Source organism: Rhodococcus sp. 3258 (assembly GCF_031456475.1).
Classification (GTDB): Bacteria; Actinomycetota; Actinomycetes; order Mycobacteriales; family Mycobacteriaceae; genus Rhodococcoides; species Rhodococcoides fascians.
Genome location: NZ_JAVDUT010000003.1, coordinates 492,049 through 516,428 on the forward strand (window position 1 = coordinate 492,049; position 24,380 = coordinate 516,428).

Consider the following 24,380-nt stretch of genomic DNA (forward strand, 5'->3'; position numbering starts at 1 on the left):
TCCGGCGGCTTTGCAATCCATCTCGACATCGATTACTACCGACTGCGAGACCACAACACCAGCATGAGAAGCTCCGAAAAGCCACCACCGGAACCCGCCAAACACTGCGGTGAAATCCCCGAGCGGAGGGAGATCCGATGAGCGCGGTTGCGGAACTTCGTTGAGCCTCCTCACAGCGGCATACTCTCCAAACTCGACTGTCTGCATCCGCTTAAGCGGATGCAGTGCCATCTCAGGGCCACTGGGTTGGGTTGACGTGCTCGTCGAGGAGGGGGCGTTGCCATCTGTCCGGACCGCTCTCCGGATTAAGGGACTGGATGCAAACTTACGTCGGCCGGTCCGCTGCGCCACGCCGTGAAGTGCACGGTGAGGTCCCCGTGTGTGGGGGCACAGCAGTAGGGACCCGCCATCACTCGAGCATCCGGATTCAGTGGTGCTACTCGAACCAGCTGCCAGGGGTCGTCCTCGACACGGGCGCGTATCGTGAGCGCGTTGCCGGACCGGCTGCCACGGACCGTCACAAGGTGCCCAGCCCAGTCATCTACTGGCCGTAACGACCAGTCTGACGTGCCCTGGGTCACGACAGCGCCGAGACTGCTCTGGCCATCGCTGACCTCGATGCCTGCTTTGATCCACGATCTGTCGTCGATCTTGACGAAGATACCCGCCTGGTCGAATTGTTCGACGAAGTCGAGTCGAAACTGCACTTCCAGTGAGGTTTCGAGCGGCAAGGGGACCAACAGGGCGTGTTCTGAGGCGTGAATGAAGTCGTAGGAAGTTGTGCGCCATGCGTCGCTGCCCTCGCTGGCAGTGACACGCATCCCATCATTGTCGACCGCGACCCGCACTGGTTGGTTCGTCCATGTCCCTTCGGTCCAGGGAATCGTGTGAGGCATGAAGTCCTTTCGGAAAGTTCTGGCACGGAAGCCAAAGCTTCGGGTATGAAGCCCTACCGTTTGCGGTTTGGCCGGGTGGCGGGTTCGACCCTCAGCCTACGTCCCGATACACGCCACTGTGTACGGTCATACACATGGCAAAGGACCCCTACGCCGAAGATGGACGAAGCAATCGCGAGCGCATGGTCGCCGGCGACTTCTACATCGCCGATGACGCCGAGAACGCTGCTCTAGCACAGCATGCCGCACGCCTTGCCGTTGCCTATCACCGCGTTGAGGGGCACGATCGAGTAGCAGCGAGGAAGATTCTTGACGAGCTCGTGGGCAGCCTAGGGGAAGGCGCGATGGTCAAGCCTCCAATCTATGTCGATTACGGCGAGAATATTCACATCGGTGCCAGAACGTTCATCAACTACAACTTGACGGCACTCGATGTTGCCCGAATTACGATTGGCCAGGACTGTCAGATCGGTCCCAACGTCCAACTCTTGACGCCTACGCACCCAATCGATCCAGAACCGCGACGGAACAAGTTCGAGTCTGCGTTGCCTATTGCAATCGGTGACAACGTATGGCTGGGTGGCGGCGTCATTGTATGTCCGGGAGTAAGCATCGGCGACAATTCAGTCATCGGTGCTGGTTCCGTGGTCACTCGCGATGTGGCATCTAACGTCGTGGCCGCCGGAAACCCTGCCCGGGTGCTCCGAAATGTCAATCATTGAGCAGCGCCCTCACTAGCTCAGACGACACCCAACCAGCCGTTTTCGCGCAATTGCGTTACAGCACTTGCATTTCATAACAGTCTTCGTGTCGTCGACCCGTTCACAGTCCCTCTAGGTAAGCCCACTGATCCGTCGGACTCAGCCTCCGTCCAGCAAGCCCTGAGGCACCACGTGGAGCTGGGAGGGTGGTTTGATCAGGCTGGCTATGGCGTCGACGTCGTACTGGAACCGGACCCGCCCAATAGCCGGTGCCTAGCCGTTCAGTGACGCCCGTCCAGAAATGACGTCATTGATCAATGACCTTCCTACCAGGTCTCGGTTTGCAGTCTTCAGTGACCACAACAGCGGCGACAGAATCAACCGAAGTTAATTGTGCTCCTCGGCCACTCCGCGACACCGTGGGTGGCGAACGCCGGCCACGTGTGTTGCATCTCAAGGGCCGACCGGGCGGGTGGCGTCCTGCCGTTCAGCATCAGCGCGTCCGATTAATCCCCGCCGAACAGAAGGAAGTCGAACAGTGGCTGGCAGCGGGTCTGAATTACGTTGAAGTGCAATCGAATCGGCACATCGACACCTGCCGCCGGCGTCACGCAAGATCTCGACGACCGCTTCGATGCCCAAAGACTTTTTGTGACCCGTGAGACGATGCACGAGAACAACAGTCGTCCCAGCGGCCCCACCCGCGGAGTCGGGCACCTCGCAGGTCCACGACGAAGGGAAGGGCGTCGTCCCTGGTAGCGCCGATGAGTAGCTTCGCTCCAGGGGGCTGCAGCACGGAGAGCGGACGACAGGTCGGCCGGCACCAGATCGTCTCCGGCTAACGAAAAACGGGCAAGCCACCGGTTTTGTAAAGTTCCTTGACGGCCGACGTTACTGCCTCCAGCCGACGCTGAGTACTGGTCGCGCTGACCCCAGCAGGCATCGAACGAGTGAATGCTGTGTTGCCCACGGTCCTGCGTGCCACGGAATATCTGACAACAACCTTGACCGACGAGGATCTCGATCAGCTGAACGCCCTGCGGAGAGGCTGCATCTCGCTGTGCGTCCGTGACCACTCCCCCGACAGGTCAGGAGTGAGCGTTCGCATCATGTCGACGCCGGAGCTTCGTCCATGGACGCATCGCGGCGTAGAGCTCGACACGTCGGGTACATCCCGGTTCGGTCAGTCGGTACCGAGCCTTTCGGCATTGACCCGCGGATCCCCGAAATCCGGTCCGAAGTATTCCTTCAGCCGCAGTGTCTGATTGCGCATTATGTCGATCCCGATCGATTGGGTGGTACGGACGTCGTCGCCGATGAAATACGCGATCTGGTTCGCTTCGAGCGTCTGCTCCAGCCGTGCCTCGGCAAGCTCGATTCGTAAACGCTGCGCCGGCAGATCGGTGCAGTAACTTCTGGTTCCCAGCTGATGACGCCATGACTCGGACAGCTCACCGTTGTAGATCGGGTCGAACCCCAGCTCCTCCACCAGGGTCTGCACCCGTGCAAGATCAGCGCCGTTGGGACCCGAGACGGGTAACGCAATGCGATCGGGATCGCTTGCAGCTCGCCCACCTGCTGCGAGTACATGAGCTTGGATGTTGTTGAACGCCCTGAACACAGGCCGCCCGATCTGTTCCGAAAGCCACACTCCTACAGGCTTTCCCGCAAGAATTTCAGGTTCGTCTCCGTCACGACCGCTGTTGTAGTTCCCGGCGTCGATGACAATCGGCACCCGAGCCAGTGCACCTGTAAATTTCGAGTCCATCCTGGCTACCGACGTCTCGTTCACTGCCAAAACGACGATGTCAGCACACTGCACTACCTCCGAAGCCCACACCGGTGCGACGCCCTCCACGGAGGTCAGACGACTCAGCGTTTCCGGCCCCCGCGAGTTCGCCACTCGGACCGTGTGCCCCAAGGCACCCAACCTCCGAGCTAACGTCTCTCCGACGTAGCCGGCTCCGAGAATCCCGATGTTGCTCACTTGATCTGCCTCTCGATCATGTCGACCCACCCTGCGGACCGCTCGACGCATCTTGGTCCCGGTTTGCAACACGATACCATTTAGTCCTAGTAGACGCAGAGGCGGGCATCGTGAGTTGCTACCAGAGACGGCACGGTCCTGGTTAATCTGTCGAAGTGACACCTGCAACCCCTGCGAAGCCCGGTTCCACTCGGCGACGGCCGCCCGGTCGCTCCGGCCCCCGGCAGGACCCCCAGCGTGACACCCGCCTGCTCGACGCAGCGGTCGAGTTGCTCGCCGAGGGCGGCTTCGCACATTTGACGATGGATCGCGCCGCACTGCGAGCGGGAGTAGGAAAAGCCACCGTATACAGACGCTGGGCGTCACCCGCGGAACTGGCAGCCGAAGCGTTCGAGCACTCCGGTATCATCAACGAACAAGCAATAGTCACAATCGGCCCCGGCAGACTTCGCGACGAGTTGATCGGAACCCTCGTTGCCACCGCTACTTGTAGTTCGCCCCGTCCTCGTCATGGACTCGTTGCCACCATGCTGGAAACGACACGCCTACACCCCGAAGTTACTGCGGCAATCCAACAGCGATACCTGTCGAATCTTTTCGACTCTGCAATGACTGTCCTTCGCCGTGCGCAAGAACGTGGCGACCTCGGAGCGTCGTTGCCACGAGACGGTAGTCCCCCCATGCCCATCGAGGCCGCCATCGCCCTGATCCTGCAATGGCAGATCGTCCGACAACACGAAATATCCGAGAACGACATCGAAAGGATCGTCGATGAGCTCGTACTTCCGGCGTTGGCTAGATGAACTTGGCCACGTTCGCTCCACGGCTTGCCGACACCCACTCCTGCAGGTAACCATCGACACGGTGCTGAGCAGTGGGCGCGGCCGGGCGATGCAATCACGAATGTGAAGCTACATTTACGCAGTAACGAGCAACCGTCGGCTTGGTCAACCCGCGGAGATGTCGGGGGGACGAACCTCGTCGACCATACGAGCAACGTGCAGGGTGAGGTAAGTGACCTCGTCGTCCGTCAGCGGAACACCGAGACGTAGTTCGAGCACCGCCTGAAGTTTCATCGCAGTCGCATGCGCATGCGGATACGCGTCCCGGATAGCGACCCGTAGTTTTCCCGACCGCTCCTCGAGCTGCCGACCCGTCGTGGCTCGGACGAAAAAGTAGCGCAGATGGGTGATGAACCGCGCTGCGTTGACCGAATCTCGGTCGAACACTCGGCCGTATTCGACACCCATGATGTCGAAGAGCTGAGTGAACACTCCCGTCATCCGGTAGGTGAAGGACAAGTCGCCGGTGGTGAACCCGGCGTTCACCAGATGCAGCGCAATGGCCACGGCTTCATCGACTACCAGAGGCTGCTCGAGCTGCGTGTTGACGAACTCGAGAACCTTTGCGGCCGCGGCGTACTCGCGTGGATACATATGAACGACCTCGCCTCGCAGCGGGTAGCTCGTGGGCATGTTCTTCTGGTGGCGGACGACTGCGAAACTGAGGTGGTCGGCGAGGGCGATCACGGTCGTCGACCCCAGCGTGATGCCCAACTCTGCGCGCGCTTCGTCGAGCGCGCGGTCGGCCAACACGAGATGTTCCGGCGGGACAGCGGCGACCAGGGCACCGAAGTTGTCGGGGTCGCGGCCGTCTTCGGGAACGAATACTTTGGCCACCCGCTCCTGATCGACCCGATGACCGGGCTTGGCCTGGAATCCCAAACCCCGCCCGGTCACGATCACCTCTCCGCCGTGATCGGCTCGCGCCAAGACGACGTTGTTGTTGAAGATCCGCAGGATCTCCATGAGGCTTCCCTTCAGCCGAGTGACGCGCCGTTGCTACTGATCACATCTCGATACCAGAGGAAGGACTTCTTCCGATACCGATCGAGCGATCCGGTCCCATCGTCTCGACGGTCGACGTAGACGAATCCGTACCGTTTGCTCATCTGAGCTGTCGACGCGCTGACCAAGTCGATGCAGCCCCAGGAGGTATATCCGAGAACGTCGACGCCGTCGGCCAACGCTTCACCGACTTGAAGAAGGTGCTGGTTCAGGTAGTCGATGCGGTAGTCGTCCTGCACAGTGGGTACACCGTCGACCTCGACGAGTTCGTCCTTGGCTCCGAGCCCGTTCTCGACGACGAAAAGCGGCTTCTGCCATCGCTCCCAGTAGTCGTTCATGACCACGCGTAGCCCCTGGGGATCGATCTGCCATCCCCATTCCGATGCTTCGAGTGTCGGATTGGCGACGCCTCCGAAGATGTTGCCTGCACCGGTCACTCGTGCCGAGGTATCAGCTGTTTCGCACATGCTCATGTAGTAGCTGAACGAGACGAAGTCGACGGTGTTGCGAAGGTCGTGACGGTCCTGCTCGGTGATGTCGAGCTCGATGCCGTTGTCTCGGAAGTAACGAAGCAGATAGCCCGGATATTCACCACGGCAATGGATGTCACCGAACGCATAGCTGTCGTGCTGTGTCTTCATCGCGGCGACCACGTCCGCCGGAGCCGGCGTCAACGGGTATGCCGGTAGCGCCAAGATCATGCAGCCGACCAGAGCGTCGGGCATGATTTCGCGGGCCAGCCGCGTCGCGCGCGCCGATGCCACCAGCTCGTGGTGAATCGCCTGATACAGATCCTGCTGCGTCAGTTCGCCTTTCGGCGTCTCGATCCCGCCGGACAAGAACGGCTCGTGCAGGACGGAGTTGATTTCGTTGAAGGTGAGCCAATATTTGACGCGAGAGCCGTATCGAGTGAACAGGGTCTGGCAGTACTGCTCGTAGAACCCGATCATTTTACGACTGCTCCACCCGTCGTAAGTCCGGGCGAGGTGGAGTGGGGTCTCGTAGTGGCTGATGGTCACGAGCGGTTCGATCCCGTACCGTTCCAGCTCGTCGAGCAGCCGATCGTAGAACGCGAGGCCTTCCTCGTTGGGCTTGTCCTCGTCGCCCATGGGGAAGATGCGACTCCATGCGATGGAGAATCGGAAGACCGTGAAGCCCATCTCGGCGAAGAGCGCGATGTCCTGGGCGTATCGGTTGTAGAAGTCGATGGCGTGCAGCTTCAGATTGTCCGGGGTCGGTGCGTCCGATGGCGGCGCGGTGATGCCACGAGGCATCACGTCCTGGATCGACAGGCCCTTTCCTGCCTCGTCGTACGCGCCCTCGATCTGGTTTGCTGCTGTGGCACCGCCCCAGAGGAATCCCTCGGGAAAGTTGTTGTTGTTCATTGCGTTCCTTGTCAGACTGTGATGGCGATGGAAGGTGTGCCGTGCGAGACGGCACCCGAGGACATGGGTTCGATAGAGGCGAGCTGCTTGGAATTGGTGACCACCACCACCGTCATCGGATCGAAGCCGGCTTTCTGCACTGCGTCGACGTCGAATTCAGCGATGATGTCGCCGAACGTCACTCGGTCTCCCTGGGCGACGGCAGGGGTAAAGCCCTCACCGTTCATTCGGACGGTGTCGATACCGATATGAACCAGCACCTCGACCCCCTCGGCGGATCTGATCCCGTATGCGTGTCCGGTCTTCATCACGGTCACTACCGTCCCCGTAATCGGTGCGCGCACGACACCGTCCGTCGGGGTCACGCCGAATCCTTGCCCGAGAACCCCGGACGAGAAGACTCGATCGGGAACATCGGCGAGCGCGACGATGGTGCCGTCGACCGGTGCCAGTATCTCGACAGTTCCTGTTGTCGTGGCCGGTTCTGCGGACTCTACGGGCTCGTCGGCACTCTCTCGATCCACGAACACGAAGGTCAGTGCGAAAGAAATGCTGACGGCGAACACGATTCCCACTATCTGCAGAACGAAACTACCCACAGTGGTCAGAGCAGACAGGGCGAGAAGTGAAGGAAACACGAAAGATGTTGCGGCGCTGCCACCGGATGCAGCGATCGCGCCGCCGACGGCCCCTCCGATGATGCCGAAGAAGAAGGGCTTCTTCAACGGCAGATTGACACCGTAGATCGCCGGCTCGGTGACGCCTGCGATGAATCCGGACACCGCGGCGGGCCCGGCAACGCCACGGCGCACTGTACTGCGGGTACGGAAGAACACAGCCGCAGTGGCGGCGGCCTGCGCGAGGACAGCACTCAGCAAGGTTGCGAGCAGAGCCGAACTTCCGTTCACAGCAATATCGTTGAGCATTGTCGGGACCAATCCCCAGTGCAGCCCGAACAGTACGAAGACCTGCCACAGTCCACCCATGACAGCGCCTGCCAACCACGGCGCGAACTCGAAGATGTTGCCGATGCCCGTGGAAAGAGCGTTGGCCAGGAAGGAGGTGATCGGTCCCACTGTCAACAAAATGAGGGGGAGCATCACGATGATGGACACCATCGGTGTGACGAAGTTTCTCATCATCCTGGGAACGACACGCATGCACAGCTTTTCGAGCCAAGATTGAATCAACACTGCCACGATGATGGGGATGACCGAGCTCGTGTAGTTGAACATCGTGACCGGGATGGAGAGGAACTGCACCGGCTCACCGGACGCATTCAACTCCACGATCGACGGATAAACCAGCGCGCCGGCGATCACCATCGAGGTGAACTTGTTGGCACCGAAACGATTGGCCGCTGTATAGCCCAAGAAGATGGGAAGGAAATAGAAGATCGAATCGGCCGCGGCCGCCAGGATCACATACGTCTGACTGGTGGCGTCGAGCCAACCGAACTGCAGAACGAGGCTCAACAACGCTTTGAACAGGCCCGCACCGGCAAGCGGCCACACGATCGGCTGAAATATCGAGGACACCACCTCGATGAACCCATTGAGCAGGCGCCTGGGAGACCAGGCGGGACCGTCGACCGCGGCTTCGGTCCGGTCCGTGATCGAGCCGCTACCGGTCAGCTTCATGATCTCGGCGTGCACCTTCGGTACGTCATCACCGATAACCACTTGGTATTGGCCACCGGCTTTCATCACCGCCAGCACCCCCGGCAGCGCCTTGACCGCGTCGGTATTCGCTCTCGCGCTGTCGCGCAGTTTGAAGCGAAGTCTCGTGGCGCAATGCACGACCGAGTCGATGTTGCCCTGCCCACCCACCCCCTCGAGAATGTCGGACGCAAGCGACCTGTGGTCGACGATTGCCATGCTGTTCCTGTTCTTGTTTCCGTACCAGGGCACAAAAAAAGACCTGAGCCGCACGCTGCAGAAGCGTGTAGCTCAGGTCTTGCCTCGTGACCGAGTAACAATCCTGTAATGCCTGTGACCGAGGACACTAGCGGCAACTGCGTCAATGGTCAAGGGCGCGCAACTCTCTGGCAGAACGGCGGACAACTCTCGGTGTAGTCAGGGGAGGGTCTTCCACGACCGAGACGACCGAGCGCGCTGTCTCCACCCGGCAGGTCGACAGGGAGCGGTAAGCGCCCTCCGGGATTGACAGAAACGTTACATCGCGCGATTTGACATATTCCGATCGAAACCATTCAGCAACAATCCTCGTCTAAATTTTCGGGAGCTGACTGGTCGACTCCTGTTGCAGTCGAGCACTTTTCGTAGCGCCCAGCCAGAACAGCTCGGACCCAACCACCAACCCAGGGAGACGTTCGCCATGACCCAACCGACCAACAAGGTCACCCTCGAAATCGCCGATGCCAATCGGATGCCCTGGGAAGTTCTGACTGTCGCACAGATAGACGCGCAGATTCCCTTCAAGTCACTGTTCGCGGATCCCGACACGGGCATGCAAGTAATGCTCCTGCGCTACGCCGCAGGTTTCACAAATACCTGGCACACGCATCCGTGCGCCCACGGAATGTACGTTCTGGACGGCATCCTGAAGACCCACGACGGCGAGTACGGACCTGGCACCTGGGTGTGGTTTCCAGAAGGCGGGTGGATGGAACACGGTGCGACAGCCGACAATGATGTGACCTTCTTGTTCGTGACCAACAAACCGTTCGCAATCTGCTACGAATCCGACACCGACCATCCCTACCCCATGGCCGCTGTCACCCACTGAAGTAAGGGCCTCGACCCGAGGCGGCGAAGCGGCAGAATTCACACGCTCCCGGGCCGGGGTGGTCGCACTCCTCCGTATCGAAGTGGTCCGGCCACCAAAGCGGCGGAGTCGGTGTCAGAAGCAGGACGACCAACTGGCGAATCCGAGGGTGGAACCGCTTGACGCCCTTACCGCTTTCCTGTGACACCAGGTCGTCCGTCATCGTCCCGGGAGTTCGTGATCGGTCACGATACTTCTACGCGTCGATCACTCGACGCGCAGTTTCGTCACGAACATATGGCCCGTGGCATGGGTGATCATCAACTCGGTCTTCGCTTCCATCGCAACTTGCTGGGGTGTGACCCCGCACGCCCAGAAGACCGGCACATCGTTGGGCTCCATTTTCACTCGTTGCCCCCAATCCGGCTTGTCGAGATCAGCGATTCCGAGTGCTTCCGGGGATCCGATGTGCACAGGCCCACCATGTACCTCTGGCATTGATGTCCGGTGAACGTGCTTCGGAGAATGACCTCGAAGAGATCGAATCGGCGGCCAAGAGCTCGGTGGCCCACGCCGAAGCTCACGATGCGGACGGATTTCGGTCGTGCGATTTGCAATTTCACACCCTGATAGCGCGGTCTACCAAAAATCCATTGCTGCTGTCAGCTGTTTCGGACGCCGCTAACCTGACACGGGCCCTGAGAGCACGCGACGTACGAACAACCGGTGATTCGATCCTGTGTGCACAGGAGCATCTGGCGATCAGCGCCGCACTGAACGAGAGAGACGGTGAGACGGCAGCCCGGCGCACACACCATCACATCAACCACGTGATGGCAATTGTCCTCGGCGGATACTCCGATGCCACGCCTGAGGTGGGCGACGACTCGTAAAGGCAGGCCAGCCGAGGACCTATGGGAGCGAATTACGTCATGTCGGGCTCAGTAGCCGAGGATGAACGCCTGATTCGACTATCGATCAGCGGTTCATATCGAGGCACGCGAGGAACGGCGAACGACCAACTCGGGCGCGAACAGAATCTGCTCGTGCACGTGGTCGGATTCCCGCTCTTCCCGCAACAGCAGCATTGCAGCCGTCCGGCCGATCTTCCTGCGCGGCTGTCGAACCGAGCTCAGCGGAACGGCTGCAGCTGCGGCGAACTCGATGTCGTCGTAGCCGACGATCGCCATGTCGTCCGGCACACGAACTCCCGCACTCACACACTCCTGCAGAAGTCCCAGCGCCACAAGATCATTGGCGCAGAACACCGCTGAAGGACGAGTCTGCGAAGGGAGGCCGATCAACCGTTCGGCGGCCGACTTGCCTCCTGCCACGGTGAGTGTCCCGGTATCCACCGCCGTCATGCCTTCTTCGGGTAGACCGGACCGGGCGAAGGCACGCTGAGCCCCGACCCAACGGTCGTTGACCTGGCCCAGGGTCAACGGACCGCCGAGAAATGCAATTCTTCTGTGTCCCATCTCGAGAAGGTGTTCCACTGCAAGGTCGCCCCCCAGAACGTCGTCCACGGCCACCGAGCAATGGGTGTCGGCACGTCGAGTCCGGTCGACGATGACCACCGGAGTTCCCCTGCGCGGCAACTCGTCGAGGATTTCGGCCTCGGGATCGGACGGAGTAATCAGGATGCCCTGCACTCGTTGCTGTTCGAGGTGGGCCAGATACGTCTGCTCTCGATCGGGACGACTGTCACTGTTGCAGAGAAACAACGCCAGACCGTTCAGCTCGGCCTCGTGCTCGATGCCCTGTGCGACGTCCGCGAAGAACGGATTCGTGCCGTCGAGCATGATGTACCCGACGGTCCGCGACCGGCCGGCGCGCAGTTGGCGTGCAGATTCGTTCCGGACGAACCCCAGCTGCTCGATGGCAACGTGGACTCGCGCCCGTGTCTTGGGACTGACCGAATCCGGCCGGTTGAGGACATTGGAGACTGTCCCCATCGACACTCCGGCGACCTCGGCGACGTCTCGGACGCCCACGGAACGGTTCTCGACGCTGCGCCGCTCGATGGTCATGTTTCCCATCCCCCTTTTGAACCGTTCAATAGCTGAAGGTACCCCATCGGCACCCCAGCGCAACGTGGAGGGATTGACGTGAACGAACCGTTGCATTTACAGTCGACCTCATAAAATGAAACGATTCAATCCTGGCATTCCTTCGCGGTGAGCTCGGAGCGCAATCAGATCCGGCCACAGTTGCAGTGGCCGGCACACCCCGAGGAGCGAAACTTCGTGACACAACCTCTGACCGATGGCGCATCGGCCGTTCTCGATGCGCTTGCGATCGAACTGCCGTCGTGGGCATTCGGTAATTCCGGGACCCGGTTCAAGGTATTCGGCACCCCCGGAACGCCGCGCACGATCGAAGAGAAGATCGCCGACGCGGCTACCGTTCACCGAATGACCGGACTGGCTCCGTCTGTGGCACTTCATATTCCGTGGGACTTGGTCGATGATTTCGGTGCACTGAAGACGCATGCAGCCGCGCTCGGCGTGCAGTTGGGGACGGTCAACTCCAACACCTTCCAGGACGACGAGTACAAGTTCGGCAGCCTCACCCACACCGATCGAACTGTACGACGCAAAGCGATCGACCACCACGTTCGCTGCCTCGAGATCATGTCGGAAATCGGATCGCGGGACTTGAAGGTCTGGCTCGCCGACGGCACCAATTACCCAGGGCAGGGCGATATCCGCGGTCGACAGGACCGGCTTGCCGAGTCACTTTCGGAGATCTACCAGCACGTGGGTACCGAACAACGACTGGTGCTGGAATACAAGTTCTTCGAGCCCGCCTTCTACGTCACCGACGTCCCCGATTGGGGAACGTCGTACGCGCACACGGTCGCTCTCGGCGAGCGTGCTGCAGTCTGCCTCGACACCGGCCACCACGCTCCCGGAACCAATATCGAATTCATCGTCGCCCAGCTGCTACGCCTCGGAAAGCTCGGATCGTTCGACTTCAACTCGCGTTTCTACGCCGACGACGATCTCATCGTCGGGGCCGCTGATCCGTTCCAACTGTTCCGCATCATGTTCGAGGTCATTCGCGGCGGGGGACTCGCACCGTCCTCCGAGCTGGCCCTGATGCTCGACCAATGCCACAACGTGGAGGCAAAAATACCCGGCCAGATCCGGTCGGTTCTCAACGTCCAGGAGATGACGGTACGTGCCGCTCTCGTGGACACCGAAGCTCTGACCGCGGCGCAGGAGTCCGGAGACGTGCTCGGTGCCAACGAAATTTTCATGGATGCCTTCTACACCGACGTTCGGCCCGTCCTGGCCGAGTGGCGCGAAAGTCGCGGTCTACCCGCAGAGCCGATGCGCGCGTTCGCCGACTCGGGCTATCAACAGAAGATCGAGACCGACCGCGTCGGCGGAACTCAAACCTCCTGGGGGGCATGACCGATGACCGACAATCAGGAACCCAATACCATGAACCCAAGCGTCGAAGCATTGCTGACTCGATCGAATCGCCTGGGCTCGGACCCCAGCAACACCAACTACGCAGGTGGAAACACCTCTGCCAAAGGCACCGATACCGACCCGGTGACCGGCTCCGATGTCGAACTGATGTGGGTCAAGGGATCCGGCGGAGATCTCGGCACCTTGACCGAGAACGGCCTGGCGGTGCTGCGCCTCGACCGTCTGCGGTCTCTGGTAGATGTCTACCCTGGGATCGACCGTGAGGACGAGATGGTCGCAGCGTTCGACTACACGTTGCACGGCAGGGGCGGTGCCGCTCCGTCCATCGACACCGCCATGCACGCACTGGTCGACGCTCCACACGTGGACCACCTGCACCCGGATTCGGGCATCGCAATCGCAACCGCGGCCGACGGCCCCGAGCTGACGCGAACGATCTACGGCGACACCGTAGTATGGATTCCCTGGCGTCGCCCCGGATTTCAACTCGGACTGGACATCTCGGCCATCAAGGCAGTCAATCCACAGGCCATCGGCTGCATTCTCGGCGGCCACGGTATCACTGCCTGGGGAAACACCTCCGACGAGTCCGAGGCGAACTCGCTGGAGATCATTCGGGCCGCACAAACGTATCTCGTCGAACACGGCAAGGCAGATCCGTTCGGTCCGGTGCTGGACGGATACACCGCACTCCCGGAATGCGAGCGGCGCGCGAAAGCAGCCGCCCTCGCCCCCTACATCCGCGGGCTGGCATCGACGGACGAGCCGAAGGTCGGTCACTTCACCGATTCGGATGTGGTGCTGGACTTCCTGGCCGCCACGGAGCATCCGCGTCTGGCAGCGCTGGGCACCAGCTGCCCGGATCACTTCCTGCGGACCAAGGTCAAGCCACTGGTTCTCGATCTGCCCTCCGATGCGTCGATCGACGAGAGTGTCGAACGGCTGCAGACGCTTCACGAGCTTTACCGCAAGGACTATCAGGAGTACTACGAGCGGTACGCGACCGAGGACTCCCCTGCGATGCGCGGCGCGGATCCGGCCATCGTGCTCGTTCCCGGCGTGGGCATGTTCAGCTTCGGGGCCAACAAACAGACCGCACGCGTCGCGGGCGAGTTCTACGTGAACGCGATCAACGTCATGCGCGGTGCCGAATCGGTGTCGACGTACAGCCCGATCGACGAGTCCGAGAAGTTCCGAATCGAGTACTGGGCACTCGAAGAAGCCAAGCTCGCTCGCATGCCGAAACCGAAACCTCTCGCCACCCGCATCGCTCTGGTGACGGGTGCAGCCTCGGGTATCGGGAAGGCGATCGCTCACCGTCTCGCTGCGGAGGGCGCGTGTGTCGTCATAGCCGACCTCGACGCGCAGAAAGCGGCCGACGTGGCCGCCGAGATCGGCAGCACGGACGTCGCTGTCGGTGTCCGCGCCGACGTCACCGACGAGGCGGCGGTGCAGGCCGCTGTCGATGCCACCGTCCTGGCCTTCGGCGGGATCGACCTCGTCGTGAACAACGCCGGCCTGTCACTGTCCAAGCCACTTCTCGAAACCACGGTCGCCGACTGGGATCTGCAACACGACGTCATGGCCCGCGGTTCGTTCCTCGTCTCGCGTGCGGCGGCCGCTGCGCTGATCGCGCAGAAAATGGGCGGCGACATTTTGTATATTTCGTCCAAGAATTCGGTGTTCGCCGGGCCCAACAACATCGCATACTCCGCTAGCAAGGCCGATCAGGCGCATCAGGTGCGTCTCCTCGCCGCCGAGCTCGGCGAGCACGGGGTCAAGGTGAACGGCATCAATCCCGACGGAGTCGTTCGAGGCTCCGGCATCTTTGCTGCCGGTTGGGGCGCGTCACGCGCTGCTGTCTACGGCGTCGACGAAGCGGATCTCGGCAGATTCTATGCGCAGAGAACTCTCCTCAAGCGAGAGGTGTTGCCGGAGAACATCGCCAATGCCGCCTTCGCGCTGTGCACTTCGGACTTCTCCCATACGACCGGCCTCCACGTCCCGGTCGATGCCGGGGTCGCTGCGGCGTTCCTGCGATGATCGGCGTCACGTCGACGACGAGTGCTCGCGGATGAGTACCGGCCGGGTTCTGGCTGTGGACCTCGGTGCGAGCAGCGGTCGCGTCGTTGCCGGCACGGTCGGAACCACTACCGCGGGGCGCGACGTTCTCGAATTGGACGTCGTCGCTCGCTTTCGTAACGAACCGCTGCGGCTGTGGAACGGTACTCGTACTGCATTGCACACCGATGTACCCGCACTGTTCGCACACGTCAGGCGTGGACTGGCCGACGCCGTTCGAGATTTCGACGATGTCGTCAGCATCGGCATCGACTCCTGGGCAGTCGATTACGGCCTGCTCGGACACGGCCGCCTCACCGGACTTCCACACCACTACCGAGACGAGCGATCCGATCGTGGGGTCGAACTGGTAGAGGCGGTGGTCGACCGTAACGAACTCTTCGACCGGAACGGTCTGCAATTCCTTCCGTTCACCACCGTGTACCAGCTGGCGGTCGACCGAACCGACGGCCTTCTCGACGCTGCCGACCGGATATTGCTGATTCCGGACCTGATCTCGTACTGGCTGACCGGTCGCGAGAGCACCGAACGCACGAATGCTTCGACGACAGGTGTCTTCGGTACGGACGGAATGCTCGATACCGATCTGCTCGACCGACTCGGCATCGACACATCACTGTTCGCGCCGGTCGTCGGACCGGGTTCGATTCTGGGTGGGGTCCTTCCAGGTGTTCTCGATCTCGGTACGAGCGCCGCGGTGACCGCAGTCGGTTCGCACGACACCGCGTCGGCGGTAGCCGCCGTACCGATGGACCCCGACTCGGCGGTGTACATCTCGTGCGGAACCTGGGGACTGGTCGGCGTGGAAACACGGTCACCTGTGACGAACACACGGGTGCGGGACGCAGGATTCACCAACGAGGCAGGCGTCGATGGACGAAACCGTTTGATACACAACGTTATAGGGTTGTGGTTGCTGTCCGAGACCGTCCGGGAATGGAGCCGAGCGGACGCCGCGCAGGTCGACCTGCCGGCGATGTTGGCCGCCGCTGCGGACTGCCCTGCTCCACCGCACCTCTTCGATGCCGACGACCCGGTTTTCCTCCCCCCAGGCAACATGCCGGAACGAATTCGCCGCTGGTATCAGGAGCGAGGCATGCTCGCACCGAACTCCCGCGCGGAGATGGTTCGCGCGATCGTCGAATCGCTCGCGTCAGCGTTCGTGCGGGCTGCACTCGTTGCGGCCTCGATTGCCGGCATCACGCTTCGGCAGGTACACATCGTCGGCGGTGGTGCACAGAACACTCTGCTGTGCACCACTCTTGCCGATCGACTCGGGCTACCGGTTATGGCCGGACCGATCGAAGCCACCGCAGTGGGGAATGTGCTCGTACAGGCGCGAAGTCACGAACTGATCAATGGAGACCTGGACAGATTGCGCCGTGCAGTGTCCGAAGCATTTCCACTAGTGCGGCACGCCCCTGCACCCCACCGTCGAACACGCAACGTTTGACGATCCCGCGAAACCCCTCCACACAACGCAATTCCGGCGCATGGTTCCGCTGTGGACCTGACTAGGTTGCCGCAACGGTCCTTTGCCGGGGAGGTGGCGACACACCGGTACGGTAAGGACAGGAATTATGCGATTGTCGGTTCGCGAGATTCGCTGACGGCACTCGCGTGTACCGAACTCGTACCCCTGCCGTCCGTTGTCGATGTAGTCGAGGCAGCAAGGACCTGCACCCCTGATGGAGGGAGGAAATCACTCCATCAGGGGGTGACTGTGACCAGCAACGTGCGACATTCTCGGGGGGCGTATCACTCGTAGTGATACGCCCCCCCGAAGTCACGGTTCACCGCGCGGGCTGACGGCACGTCCGGAACTCGGTGGTCATCTCGCAGGCACATACCTGCGAGATGACCGCACCCCAGCGGCACGAATAATCGACTAGCTTCTGTCGATGAGGTCGAGGAGTGCACCGTGCGGCAAGTCGACGCCGGGAAAGCGGGCGAACTGACCCATCGACATCGACTCGACCATCTTGAGCATGTTGGCGTTCTCACCCGAATCACCTCGCTGCTCGTCGGGCGTCTTCGCCGTCATCGCGTCCACGAGCAGCGGCCCTACTACCGGGTGCTCGAACCACTGCTTGACAGTCGAGTCGAGGGTCAAGGCCGACGGACCTTCGACGTCGCCGTCGAGCCCGAACTGCACTGTCTGCGCTATGTCGGATGCCGAACGGGCAAGCTGCAGTTCGTAGGTGCCGGGGTCCACCCACCATCGTGAGCCCGACGTATCCCAATGTGCAAATACCCGACGGTCGAGGTCGAACGACAGCGTCCGCGACTCGCCCGGGTGAAGCGCAACCTTCCCGAAAGCAGCGAGTTCGCGTATCGGCCTCCGAACGTCGGATGATGCGGGCGCAACGTACAACTGGACGACGTCGGAGCCAGGCAATTCTCCGTCGTTTCGCACCGTGACGCTCACTGTGGCAGCGTCGCTCGCAGTCACCACGATGTCGAGATCGCTGTAGCCGAAGCTCGTGTAGCTCAATCCGTGGCCGAACGAATATCGCACTTTCCGATCGGTGCTTGTGTAGAAACGGTAGCCGACGAACACACTTTCGCCGTACCGCACGACTTCCTGCTCCCCCGGGAAATTGAGGAATGACGGCGTATCGGACAGTGCAAGCGGGATTGTCTCGGCAAGCCGTCCCGAAGGGTTCACCCTGCCGGTGAGTACGTCGGCAAGCGCGCTTCCGACAGCCTGCCCCAGAGCCCAGCCCTCGACGATCGCGTCGACTTGGTCGTGCCAGGGTTCGAGCGAGACGACGCCACCATTCGACAGTACGACGACGGTACGGGTTGCGACTTTCGCAACGGCGTCGATCAACGCGAGGTGAGATGCGGGCAGGTCCATATGCTCGCGATCGAATCCCTCGGATTGATCTTCCTCGTACAAGCCTACGAATATCACGGATACATCCGTTGAAGATGCAGCGTTGCAGGCGGATTCGATCAGTTTCTGCGCTGTGGCTTCATCGCCGGACCTCGTATATCCGGCGCTGTAGACGACGCGATCGGTGCCCAACGCGTCTCGCAGTTCGTCGAGTGGAATGTCGACTCTGGTCGGATTGACGTGCGAGCTCCCGCCCCCTTGAAATTGGGGATCCACTGCCAATTCGCCTATAACTGCAATACTTTGATCGCAACGTAGAGGCAAGGTGTCGGCCTCGTTGCGAAGAAGAACAATCGACTCACCGGCCGCCCTTCGGGCGAGCAGGTGGTGTGCATCGACATCCAATGGCCGATCGTTGTCTGTCGTGGGCGCAGTTCGGTCAGCAAGGCGGCGAAGCCGTCCGACACTCGTCGTTATGGCCTCCTCGTCCAAGCTACCCGATACGACTGCTGCCACCAGAGCATCTGTTCCCTCGTCACCGGAACCTGGCATCTCGAGATCCAGCCCCGCCACGAGCGCCGCGACGCGATCTTTGATCGCACCCCAGTCCGAAACAACGAGACCGTCGAAACCCCATTCGTCACGGAGGATTTCGGTCAGTAGCCACCGGTTTTCCGAGCAGAACTCGCCGTTGATCGCGTTGTATGCGCTCATCACCGAAGTCGGCGACGCGTTCTTGACGACGTGCTCGAACGCAGAGAGGTAGATCTCTCGCAGGGCGCGGTCGTCCACTACTGCATTTACACGCATTCGGTCGGTCTCTTGGCTGTTGACGGCGAAGTGCTTCACCGAGGTTCCGACGCCAGTGCTTTGCACGCCACGTACAAATCCGACCGCAAGCTCACCGGTGAGACGAGGGTCCTCGGAATAATATTCGAACGTTCGTCCGCCGAGCGGCGAGCGTTTGATGTTGATCGCCGGTCCGAGCAGTACATCGACGCCGAGGGAGCGCGCCTCACGCCCGAGCGCCTCGCCCACCTCGCACATCAAACTCGGATCCCAACTCGATGCCAAACCGGCCCCAGGGGGGAAGCAGGTCGCCGGCTGACTTTCGTTGAACCCCAGGTGGTCAGCCTCGCCGCCTTGCATACGGACGCCGTGCGGACCGTCGGCCAGGACGATCGAACGTATTCCGGCCCCCTCACGGGACGACCAGAAGTCTCGGCCCGACAGCAGGGTGGCGTGTTCGCGAACCTGCATGGTGGTAGTCGCGTCCGGTTCTCGACTCATGCGATCACTCATTCTGTTCCTTCTTCCAATCGGTTTGCTTGCACGCATTTTCGAGGTCGGCCCGGAGTTCCTCGGACGCGCCGGGGATGTGATCGAGCAGGACGTTCAGGCTCATCGATGCGGCTCGAGGGTCGCTTCCGTCGATGGGGATCCCTGGCAGATGCTTGCCGAACACTTCGGTGATCCGCTGCCAGACGATGGGATCAGCGGCAAGTTCGTTCAAGCTCGTACTCATGGTGTGGGCCGGAGCCTCGACGGGTCTTTCATATTGCCAAGAGTGGTCGCCCGATCCGACCACAATTCTCGTTCCACCGGGGTGCAGCGGAAGCGTGACCTCGGCGTCGACGCCGATCGGCACGCTGACGTCGACGCACACGGTCGATGCGTCGATCGTCCAACTGACGGCGATATCTCCGTATCCCGTCCGATGTCTCGTAGACGCCGACGTCAAGCCCCCTCCGGGTTGCGGTGCGATTCGTACGCGACGGTATCCGGGTTCGATGAGTTGGATGCCACCGACGACACGGTGCAACCACGATGCGATTGCGCCCAGCGCATAGTGGTTCAAAGAAGTCATGCCGGACGGATTGATGGTTCCGTCGGGACGAATCGAATCCCACCGCTCCCAGATCGTCGTCGCTCCCATTGTCACGGGATAGAGGAACGACGGACAACCTGTCTCCATCAGCATCGCGTAGGCCTCCACTGTGTGTCCGGTGCTCGACAACGCATCGGCTACCAGAGGCGTACCCGCAAACCCGGTCGAGATCTTGAAGCCGTTTTCCGCTACGAGCGATGCCAGTCGATTGCCTGCATGGCTTTGTTGGTCCGGCTCGAGAATGCCGAAAGCAATAGCCAGGGCATAGCCGGTCGCCGATTCGTTGACGATGCGTCCGGCCTCGGTTACGTACTCGCGGCGAAATGCAGCACGGACCCGATCGGCGAGTGCTGAGTACCGGACTGCATCCTCGTGGTACTCCAGCAGCTCGGCAGTGTGCGCCAACTCGCGTGTGGTCTTACACAGGTACGCACTGGCCACCAGATGACGGTCCGTCTTGCCCCCTGCGGGATTGCCGATGGGAGCATCGGGGTCCAGCCAATCACCGAATTGGAAACCGCTGGACCACAATCCGTGCATATCCAAGAGCGTTTCGACGCTATCGACGAATGCGGTCATCGACGGATATGCCCGTCGAAGAATATTGATATCGCCATACTCCTGGTAGAGAACCCACGGCAGGCTGACAGCGACGTCCGACCATAGTGCGGTAGGTGACGACGGCGTGGACAACACATCCGGCACCACCCATGGCACGAATCCCTTCTCCCGCTGTTCGGCAGCAAGATCCTCGAGCCACGAGCCCAGAACTCCGCGAACGTCGAACAGGTATGCCGCAGTCGGAGCAAAAGCATTGATGTCGCCGGTCCAACCGAGTCGTTCGTCCCGTTGCGGGCAGTCGGTCGGTACCCCGACGAAGTTGTCACGCATCGACCACACGGCGTTGTCGTGCAACCGATTCACCAGCGGGTTCGATGTCTCGAACCACCCTGTCCGAATCATGTCGCTGTGGACGACGATTGCTCGGAGATCATCGGCGCAGATGTTTCCGAACCAACCGTCGACTTCGAGGTAGCGGAACCCATGGAACGTGAAGCGGGGCTCGAATGTCTCCCGGCCTGTCCCTCGGGCAATGAAGACATCGGTGGCTTTGGCGGTCCGGACCGTCTCGACATCGAGTTCGCCTGCGGTCAAGACTTCTGCGTGTCGCAGAGTGATGGTGGTGCCGTGAGGGGCTTCTACGGTGAAACGCACCCGACCCGAAATGTTCTGACCGAAATCCACGATGGACCGACCACCCTTGTGCGAGGTGATCGATACCGGAGCAAGCTCGTCGGTACGACGGATCGGTTCCGCACTGGAATCCATCAGCGATTCCATGGGCCAGTCGAAGATGTCGACCGAGCCCCACGACGAATCGTCGAAGCCTGCAACGTCCCAATCCTGGGGTTCGAGTCGTGCGTCGAAAACCTCTCCGTCGTAGATGCTGTTGGCGCGCAACCCGCCCGTGCCTGCACGAAAGGTGTCATCACTCACGACGACAACTGTGCGGTCCTCGTATTCGAGGATCATCTCGAGATACAGCGCCGGTCGATCGGCATAGTGATTGCGCGCATTCTCCCAACCCAGCCGGCCGAGCGCCCAACCCTCCCCCACGATCGCACCTACGACGTTGCGTCCTACGGTCAACTGTCGTGTCACCTCGTGACTGCTGACAGCCAGTCGGTGACGGTATGACGTCCACCCAGGTGCCAGCACCTCGTCGCCGACCACTCGGCCGTTCAGCCGTGGCTCCACAACGCCGATTGCAGTGACTCGCAACGTTCCTCGAACCAATCCGACCTGCACATCGAATTCGCGGCGGAAGTAGCTTGCAGGTTCGTCAGGTTCACCGGTCGACTCGGTCGGGGTGATGAACACCGCAGCGCGGTCGATCATGTCGATCTCCTGGGGGTTCGACGACCGTGCGTGTGTCGTCAGTTCGGGCTCTGCGGTCATCGAACCGAACGTATCCGCATCACTGCGAACCCTCCGAGCAATGTCACGGCGGCAGCAACGACGAACAGCAGTGGGTAATTTTTTGCATCGCCACTGCTGCTGATGGCCAGTAGCATCGGAGCGACGAAGGGCCCGACGGCCTGCGGGATCGATGTGGCAAATCCGGTGATACCCATGAAACGACCGGCCTCCAACTCTCGTTCCGGAAGCACGTCGAGCAGCAACGCCTGATCGACGGCCGAGAACATCCCGATGCCGAGGGACGCGATCAAGGAACCTACGACGAGTGGAGGTAACCCGTCCGAGAACGCCTGTGTCAGAACACCGACTGCGAAGAGCGACGCTCCGATCAGGATGAAGATCCTACGTCGACCGAACTTGTCCGACATGAAGCCACCCGAGAGCGCGCCCGCTGTGACCGCGATGATGCTGCCCACACCCAGCGTTCCCATCACACCTGCAACCTGCCCGAGCGACATATCGAGCCGGTCGGCATAAAAGAAGGCCGTGAACGTGGTGTTGAAAGCGATACCGAGGTAGAACAAGAATCGCGCCAGCCAATTCAGCGAATAATCCGGGTATTGGAACGGGTTGTAGATATACCGCGCAAACGTATTGCGCACGGTCAGTTTTTCTGGGAACACAGCGCCACGGGTGTCATCCTCGTGCACGAACACTATGAAAGCAGCGACGAGCACGACACCGACGGCACCGGGCACCAGGAAGAGCAGCAGTGAGTTGCCGACCAGACCTCCGGAGAGGATCACGCCGACAACAGGCGCCACCTGGGTGGCAAATCCCGTCAGCCCTGCCACCTTCCCGCGCTGAGATTCCGGGAGACGGTCTGCCGTCGAAATTTGCAAGTTGGCCAGAGTGGTTCCCCAACCCAGTTGAGCCAGAATCCAACCCGCCGCGAGTGCCAACACGGATGGCGCGAGCGCCATGAGAAACAGGGCCACGATCCCGACAATCACCCCGCCGATCATGAACGGTCGCCGTTTGCCGATCCGAGTACGAGTGCGATCGCTCAGTGTTCCCAGCAGAGGCGCCGCGAGCATGACCGTCAGGGCTCCGCTACCGGTGATGTAGCCCAAATATTCCTCTCGACCCGGTGCCAACTCTTGTACGCGAATGGACAACGAGATCGCCAGAGGGGTGATGAACGCGAGAAAGACGCCGAACTGTCCCAATACCTGTAACCAGATATATCGCGAATCGACCTCGGGCAGCGCGCGCTCCCCCTCGAGGGGTGAGGACGCAAGGGTTGCATCCACGGACAGCGAGTCCGGGACGCTTCCTGGAACAGTCATGTCGACTCCATATATCTGAGCGGCCGCCCACGGGCGGGAGAAGCTAGCGCGTGCTAGTGATCAAGATAACTGGTATTGTTGGCCACTAGCGCGCGCAAGTCAAGGAGAATCTTCGGAAGAACAGCGAGGAGGATCATGACGACTCGGCCGATAGCCCGACGGGTGACAGCGACGGACATAGCGCACTCGTTGGGAATTTCGCGGGCCACCGTCGGATTTGTTCTCAACAACACCCCAGGTCAGACAATATCGACCGCCACCAGGGAGCGAGTTCAAGCCGAGGCAGCCAGATTGGGGTATCGCCCGCACCGTGCTGCCCGCGCGCTCGCGAGCGGACGAACGAACATCGTGTTGATGGTCCTGCCGGACTGGCCGATAGAACACAATGTGCGCACCAACCTCGACGAAGCAACTCAAGTCCTGGACGAAGCGGGATACTCGTTGGTTACGACAACACCCCATCCGAACGACCATGCGAGACCGCTGTGGGACACACTGCAGCCAGACCTGGTGATGAGCCTCGCCCCACTCTCGGCAGAACTCGAGGCCCAGATCCGCCGCGCCGGAGCGCGCCTGTTGAATCCGGAGTCGGCCGACGAGGCAACCCTGGGCATGCTCGCAGAATTCACGCAAGGTCCCGCTCTGCAGGTCGCTCATCTCATCGAATTGGGTCATACCACAATTCGATTCGCATCTACCACGGATGCGCGGTTGGCTGACCTCACCGCCGACCGAGAGCGAACGGCACGTGAAGCATCGACCATGTTCGGCACGGATTTCGACACTGACAAGGTCGACCACCACAACGTCGGGACCGTTCTACGCACGTGGCGCAACGAGGGGGTCACCGCAGTCGCCGCATACAACGACGACGTCGCGGCACTCATCATCAGTGCCGCAGTCAGACAAGGGCTTAAGGTGCCCGAGCGGCTCGCCGTGATCGGCCACGACGACGCTCCGGTGGCGCGGCTCACGGTACCGGCGTTGTCGACGATTCGGGTCGATACCGGCGGGGTCGGCCGCTACATGGCGGCACTCGCACTGCGCGAGATCGGGGACGCCACCATCGACATAGCGGAACCGGTCCCCATGCACTCGCCTGAATTGGTCGTTCGGGAGTCGACCGTGCCGGTGACACCGTCCTCGACGGTGCCCACCGCCTGACGTGCCGCGACAGCTGACGGACACCTGAAATCAGCGTTACGTAGCAGTTCATTTCGCACGGGGCATCGTCCGGTTCGTCTCGCTACGACGAAATTTCGCATGTCCATGTGCCGGGATATTTCCTTGATTGTCTCAACGCCCACTGTGATCGTTGG

At 61.1% G+C, this 24,380-nt stretch carries 17 protein-coding genes and 1 pseudogene; 8 read left to right on the plus strand and 10 right to left on the minus strand.

What is annotated here, in order from left to right; all coding sequences use genetic code 11:
- Positions 1–305: 305 nt before the first annotated feature.
- Positions 306–896 carry a DUF1349 domain-containing protein gene (locus tag J2X62_RS13170; RefSeq protein ID WP_310181107.1) on the minus strand — a complete coding sequence of 197 codons (591 nt, stop codon included), beginning with the start codon at positions 894–896 and terminating at the stop codon, positions 306–308.
- Positions 897–1,030: 134 nt separating this feature from the next.
- On the opposite strand from J2X62_RS13170, the gene J2X62_RS13175 reads away from it, so the two are divergent.
- Positions 1,031–1,618, plus strand: a complete 588-nt coding sequence (locus J2X62_RS13175; RefSeq protein WP_310181109.1) for a sugar O-acetyltransferase — start codon at positions 1,031–1,033, stop codon at positions 1,616–1,618.
- Between the two features lie 1,162 nt (positions 1,619–2,780).
- Here J2X62_RS13175 and J2X62_RS13180 read toward each other — a convergent pair.
- Positions 2,781–3,635 carry an NAD(P)-binding domain-containing protein gene (locus J2X62_RS13180; protein WP_310181271.1) on the minus strand — a complete coding sequence of 285 codons (855 nt, stop codon included), beginning with the start codon at positions 3,633–3,635 and terminating at the stop codon, positions 2,781–2,783.
- Positions 3,636–3,739: 104 nt separating this feature from the next.
- Between J2X62_RS13180 and J2X62_RS13185 the strand changes: the two genes are divergently transcribed.
- On the plus strand, positions 3,740–4,387 hold the full coding sequence (locus J2X62_RS13185) for a TetR/AcrR family transcriptional regulator (RefSeq protein WP_371832724.1): 648 nt from the start codon (positions 3,740–3,742) through the stop codon (positions 4,385–4,387).
- A 144-nt stretch (positions 4,388–4,531) separates the two neighbouring features.
- Here the strand turns inward: J2X62_RS13185 and J2X62_RS13190 are convergent, their stop codons facing one another.
- From J2X62_RS13190 to J2X62_RS13200, 3 genes are read right to left on the minus strand one after another with little or no spacing between them, the layout of a single operon-like run.
- The gene (locus J2X62_RS13190; RefSeq protein WP_310181111.1) at positions 4,532–5,392 is read right to left on the minus strand and encodes a PRD domain-containing protein; all 861 of its coding nucleotides are present in this window, start codon (positions 5,390–5,392) and stop codon (positions 4,532–4,534) included.
- A gap of 11 nt (positions 5,393–5,403) precedes the next feature.
- A complete protein-coding gene (locus tag J2X62_RS13195; RefSeq protein ID WP_310181113.1) occupies positions 5,404–6,816 on the minus strand; it encodes a glycoside hydrolase family 1 protein in 1,413 nt (470 codons plus the stop codon).
- An 11-nt stretch (positions 6,817–6,827) separates the two neighbouring features.
- Positions 6,828–8,693, minus strand: a complete 1,866-nt coding sequence (locus J2X62_RS13200; protein WP_310181114.1) for a beta-glucoside-specific PTS transporter subunit IIABC — start codon at positions 8,691–8,693, stop codon at positions 6,828–6,830.
- 460 nt (positions 8,694–9,153) lie between these two features.
- Here J2X62_RS13200 and J2X62_RS13205 point away from each other — a divergent pair, with 460 nt between their 5' ends.
- Positions 9,154–9,564 carry a cupin domain-containing protein gene (locus J2X62_RS13205; RefSeq protein WP_032379312.1) on the plus strand — a complete coding sequence of 137 codons (411 nt, stop codon included), beginning with the start codon at positions 9,154–9,156 and terminating at the stop codon, positions 9,562–9,564.
- Positions 9,565–9,810: 246 nt separating this feature from the next.
- Here the strand turns inward: J2X62_RS13205 and J2X62_RS13210 are convergent.
- Positions 9,811–10,038: pseudogene (locus J2X62_RS13210) on the minus strand (D-glutamate cyclase family protein); the annotation flags it as partial.
- A 5-nt stretch (positions 10,039–10,043) separates the two neighbouring features.
- Between J2X62_RS13210 and J2X62_RS25450 the strand changes: the two are divergent.
- Complete coding sequence (locus tag J2X62_RS25450) at positions 10,044–10,436, plus strand: FCD domain-containing protein (protein WP_371832723.1); 393 nt, start codon at positions 10,044–10,046, stop codon at positions 10,434–10,436.
- Positions 10,437–10,529: 93 nt separating this feature from the next.
- On the opposite strand, the gene J2X62_RS13215 is transcribed toward J2X62_RS25450, so the two are convergent.
- Positions 10,530–11,573: a LacI family DNA-binding transcriptional regulator gene (locus J2X62_RS13215; RefSeq protein ID WP_310181117.1), complete on the minus strand. Its 1,044-nt coding sequence runs from the start codon at positions 11,571–11,573 to the stop codon at positions 10,530–10,532.
- Between the two features lie 216 nt (positions 11,574–11,789).
- On the opposite strand from J2X62_RS13215, the gene rhaI reads away from it, so the two are divergent.
- From rhaI to J2X62_RS13230, 3 genes are read left to right on the plus strand one after another with little or no spacing between them, the layout of a single operon-like run.
- Positions 11,790–12,962 carry an L-rhamnose isomerase gene (rhaI, locus tag J2X62_RS13220; RefSeq protein WP_310181118.1) on the plus strand — a complete coding sequence of 391 codons (1,173 nt, stop codon included), beginning with the start codon at positions 11,790–11,792 and terminating at the stop codon, positions 12,960–12,962.
- 3 nt (positions 12,963–12,965) lie between these two features.
- A complete protein-coding gene (locus tag J2X62_RS13225; protein WP_310181120.1) occupies positions 12,966–15,026 on the plus strand; it encodes a bifunctional aldolase/short-chain dehydrogenase in 2,061 nt (686 codons plus the stop codon).
- Positions 15,027–15,057: 31 nt separating this feature from the next.
- Positions 15,058–16,518 (plus strand): rhamnulokinase family protein, encoded by a 1,461-nt coding sequence (locus J2X62_RS13230; protein WP_310181122.1) that lies wholly within the window; start codon positions 15,058–15,060, stop codon positions 16,516–16,518.
- A 435-nt stretch (positions 16,519–16,953) separates the two neighbouring features.
- Here the strand turns inward: J2X62_RS13230 and J2X62_RS13235 are convergent, their stop codons facing one another.
- The 3 genes from J2X62_RS13235 to J2X62_RS13245 are packed head-to-tail and all read right to left on the minus strand — an operon-like array spanning position 16,954 to position 23,061.
- Positions 16,954–19,194, minus strand: coding sequence for a glycoside hydrolase family 3 C-terminal domain-containing protein (locus J2X62_RS13235; RefSeq protein ID WP_310181124.1), 2,241 nt, complete (start codon positions 19,192–19,194; stop codon positions 16,954–16,956).
- 4 nt (positions 19,195–19,198) lie between these two features.
- Positions 19,199–21,751, minus strand: a complete 2,553-nt coding sequence (locus J2X62_RS13240) for a family 78 glycoside hydrolase catalytic domain (RefSeq protein ID WP_310181125.1) — start codon at positions 21,749–21,751, stop codon at positions 19,199–19,201.
- Complete coding sequence (locus J2X62_RS13245; RefSeq protein ID WP_310181127.1) at positions 21,748–23,061, minus strand: MFS transporter; 1,314 nt, start codon at positions 23,059–23,061, stop codon at positions 21,748–21,750. Before J2X62_RS13245 ends, J2X62_RS13240 begins: the two co-directional genes overlap by 4 nt.
- 135 nt (positions 23,062–23,196) lie before the next feature.
- Here J2X62_RS13245 and J2X62_RS13250 point away from each other — a divergent pair, with 135 nt between their 5' ends.
- On the plus strand, positions 23,197–24,225 hold the full coding sequence (locus J2X62_RS13250) for a LacI family DNA-binding transcriptional regulator (RefSeq protein WP_310181129.1): 1,029 nt from the start codon (positions 23,197–23,199) through the stop codon (positions 24,223–24,225).
- The last annotated feature ends 155 nt before the right edge of the window (positions 24,226–24,380 follow it).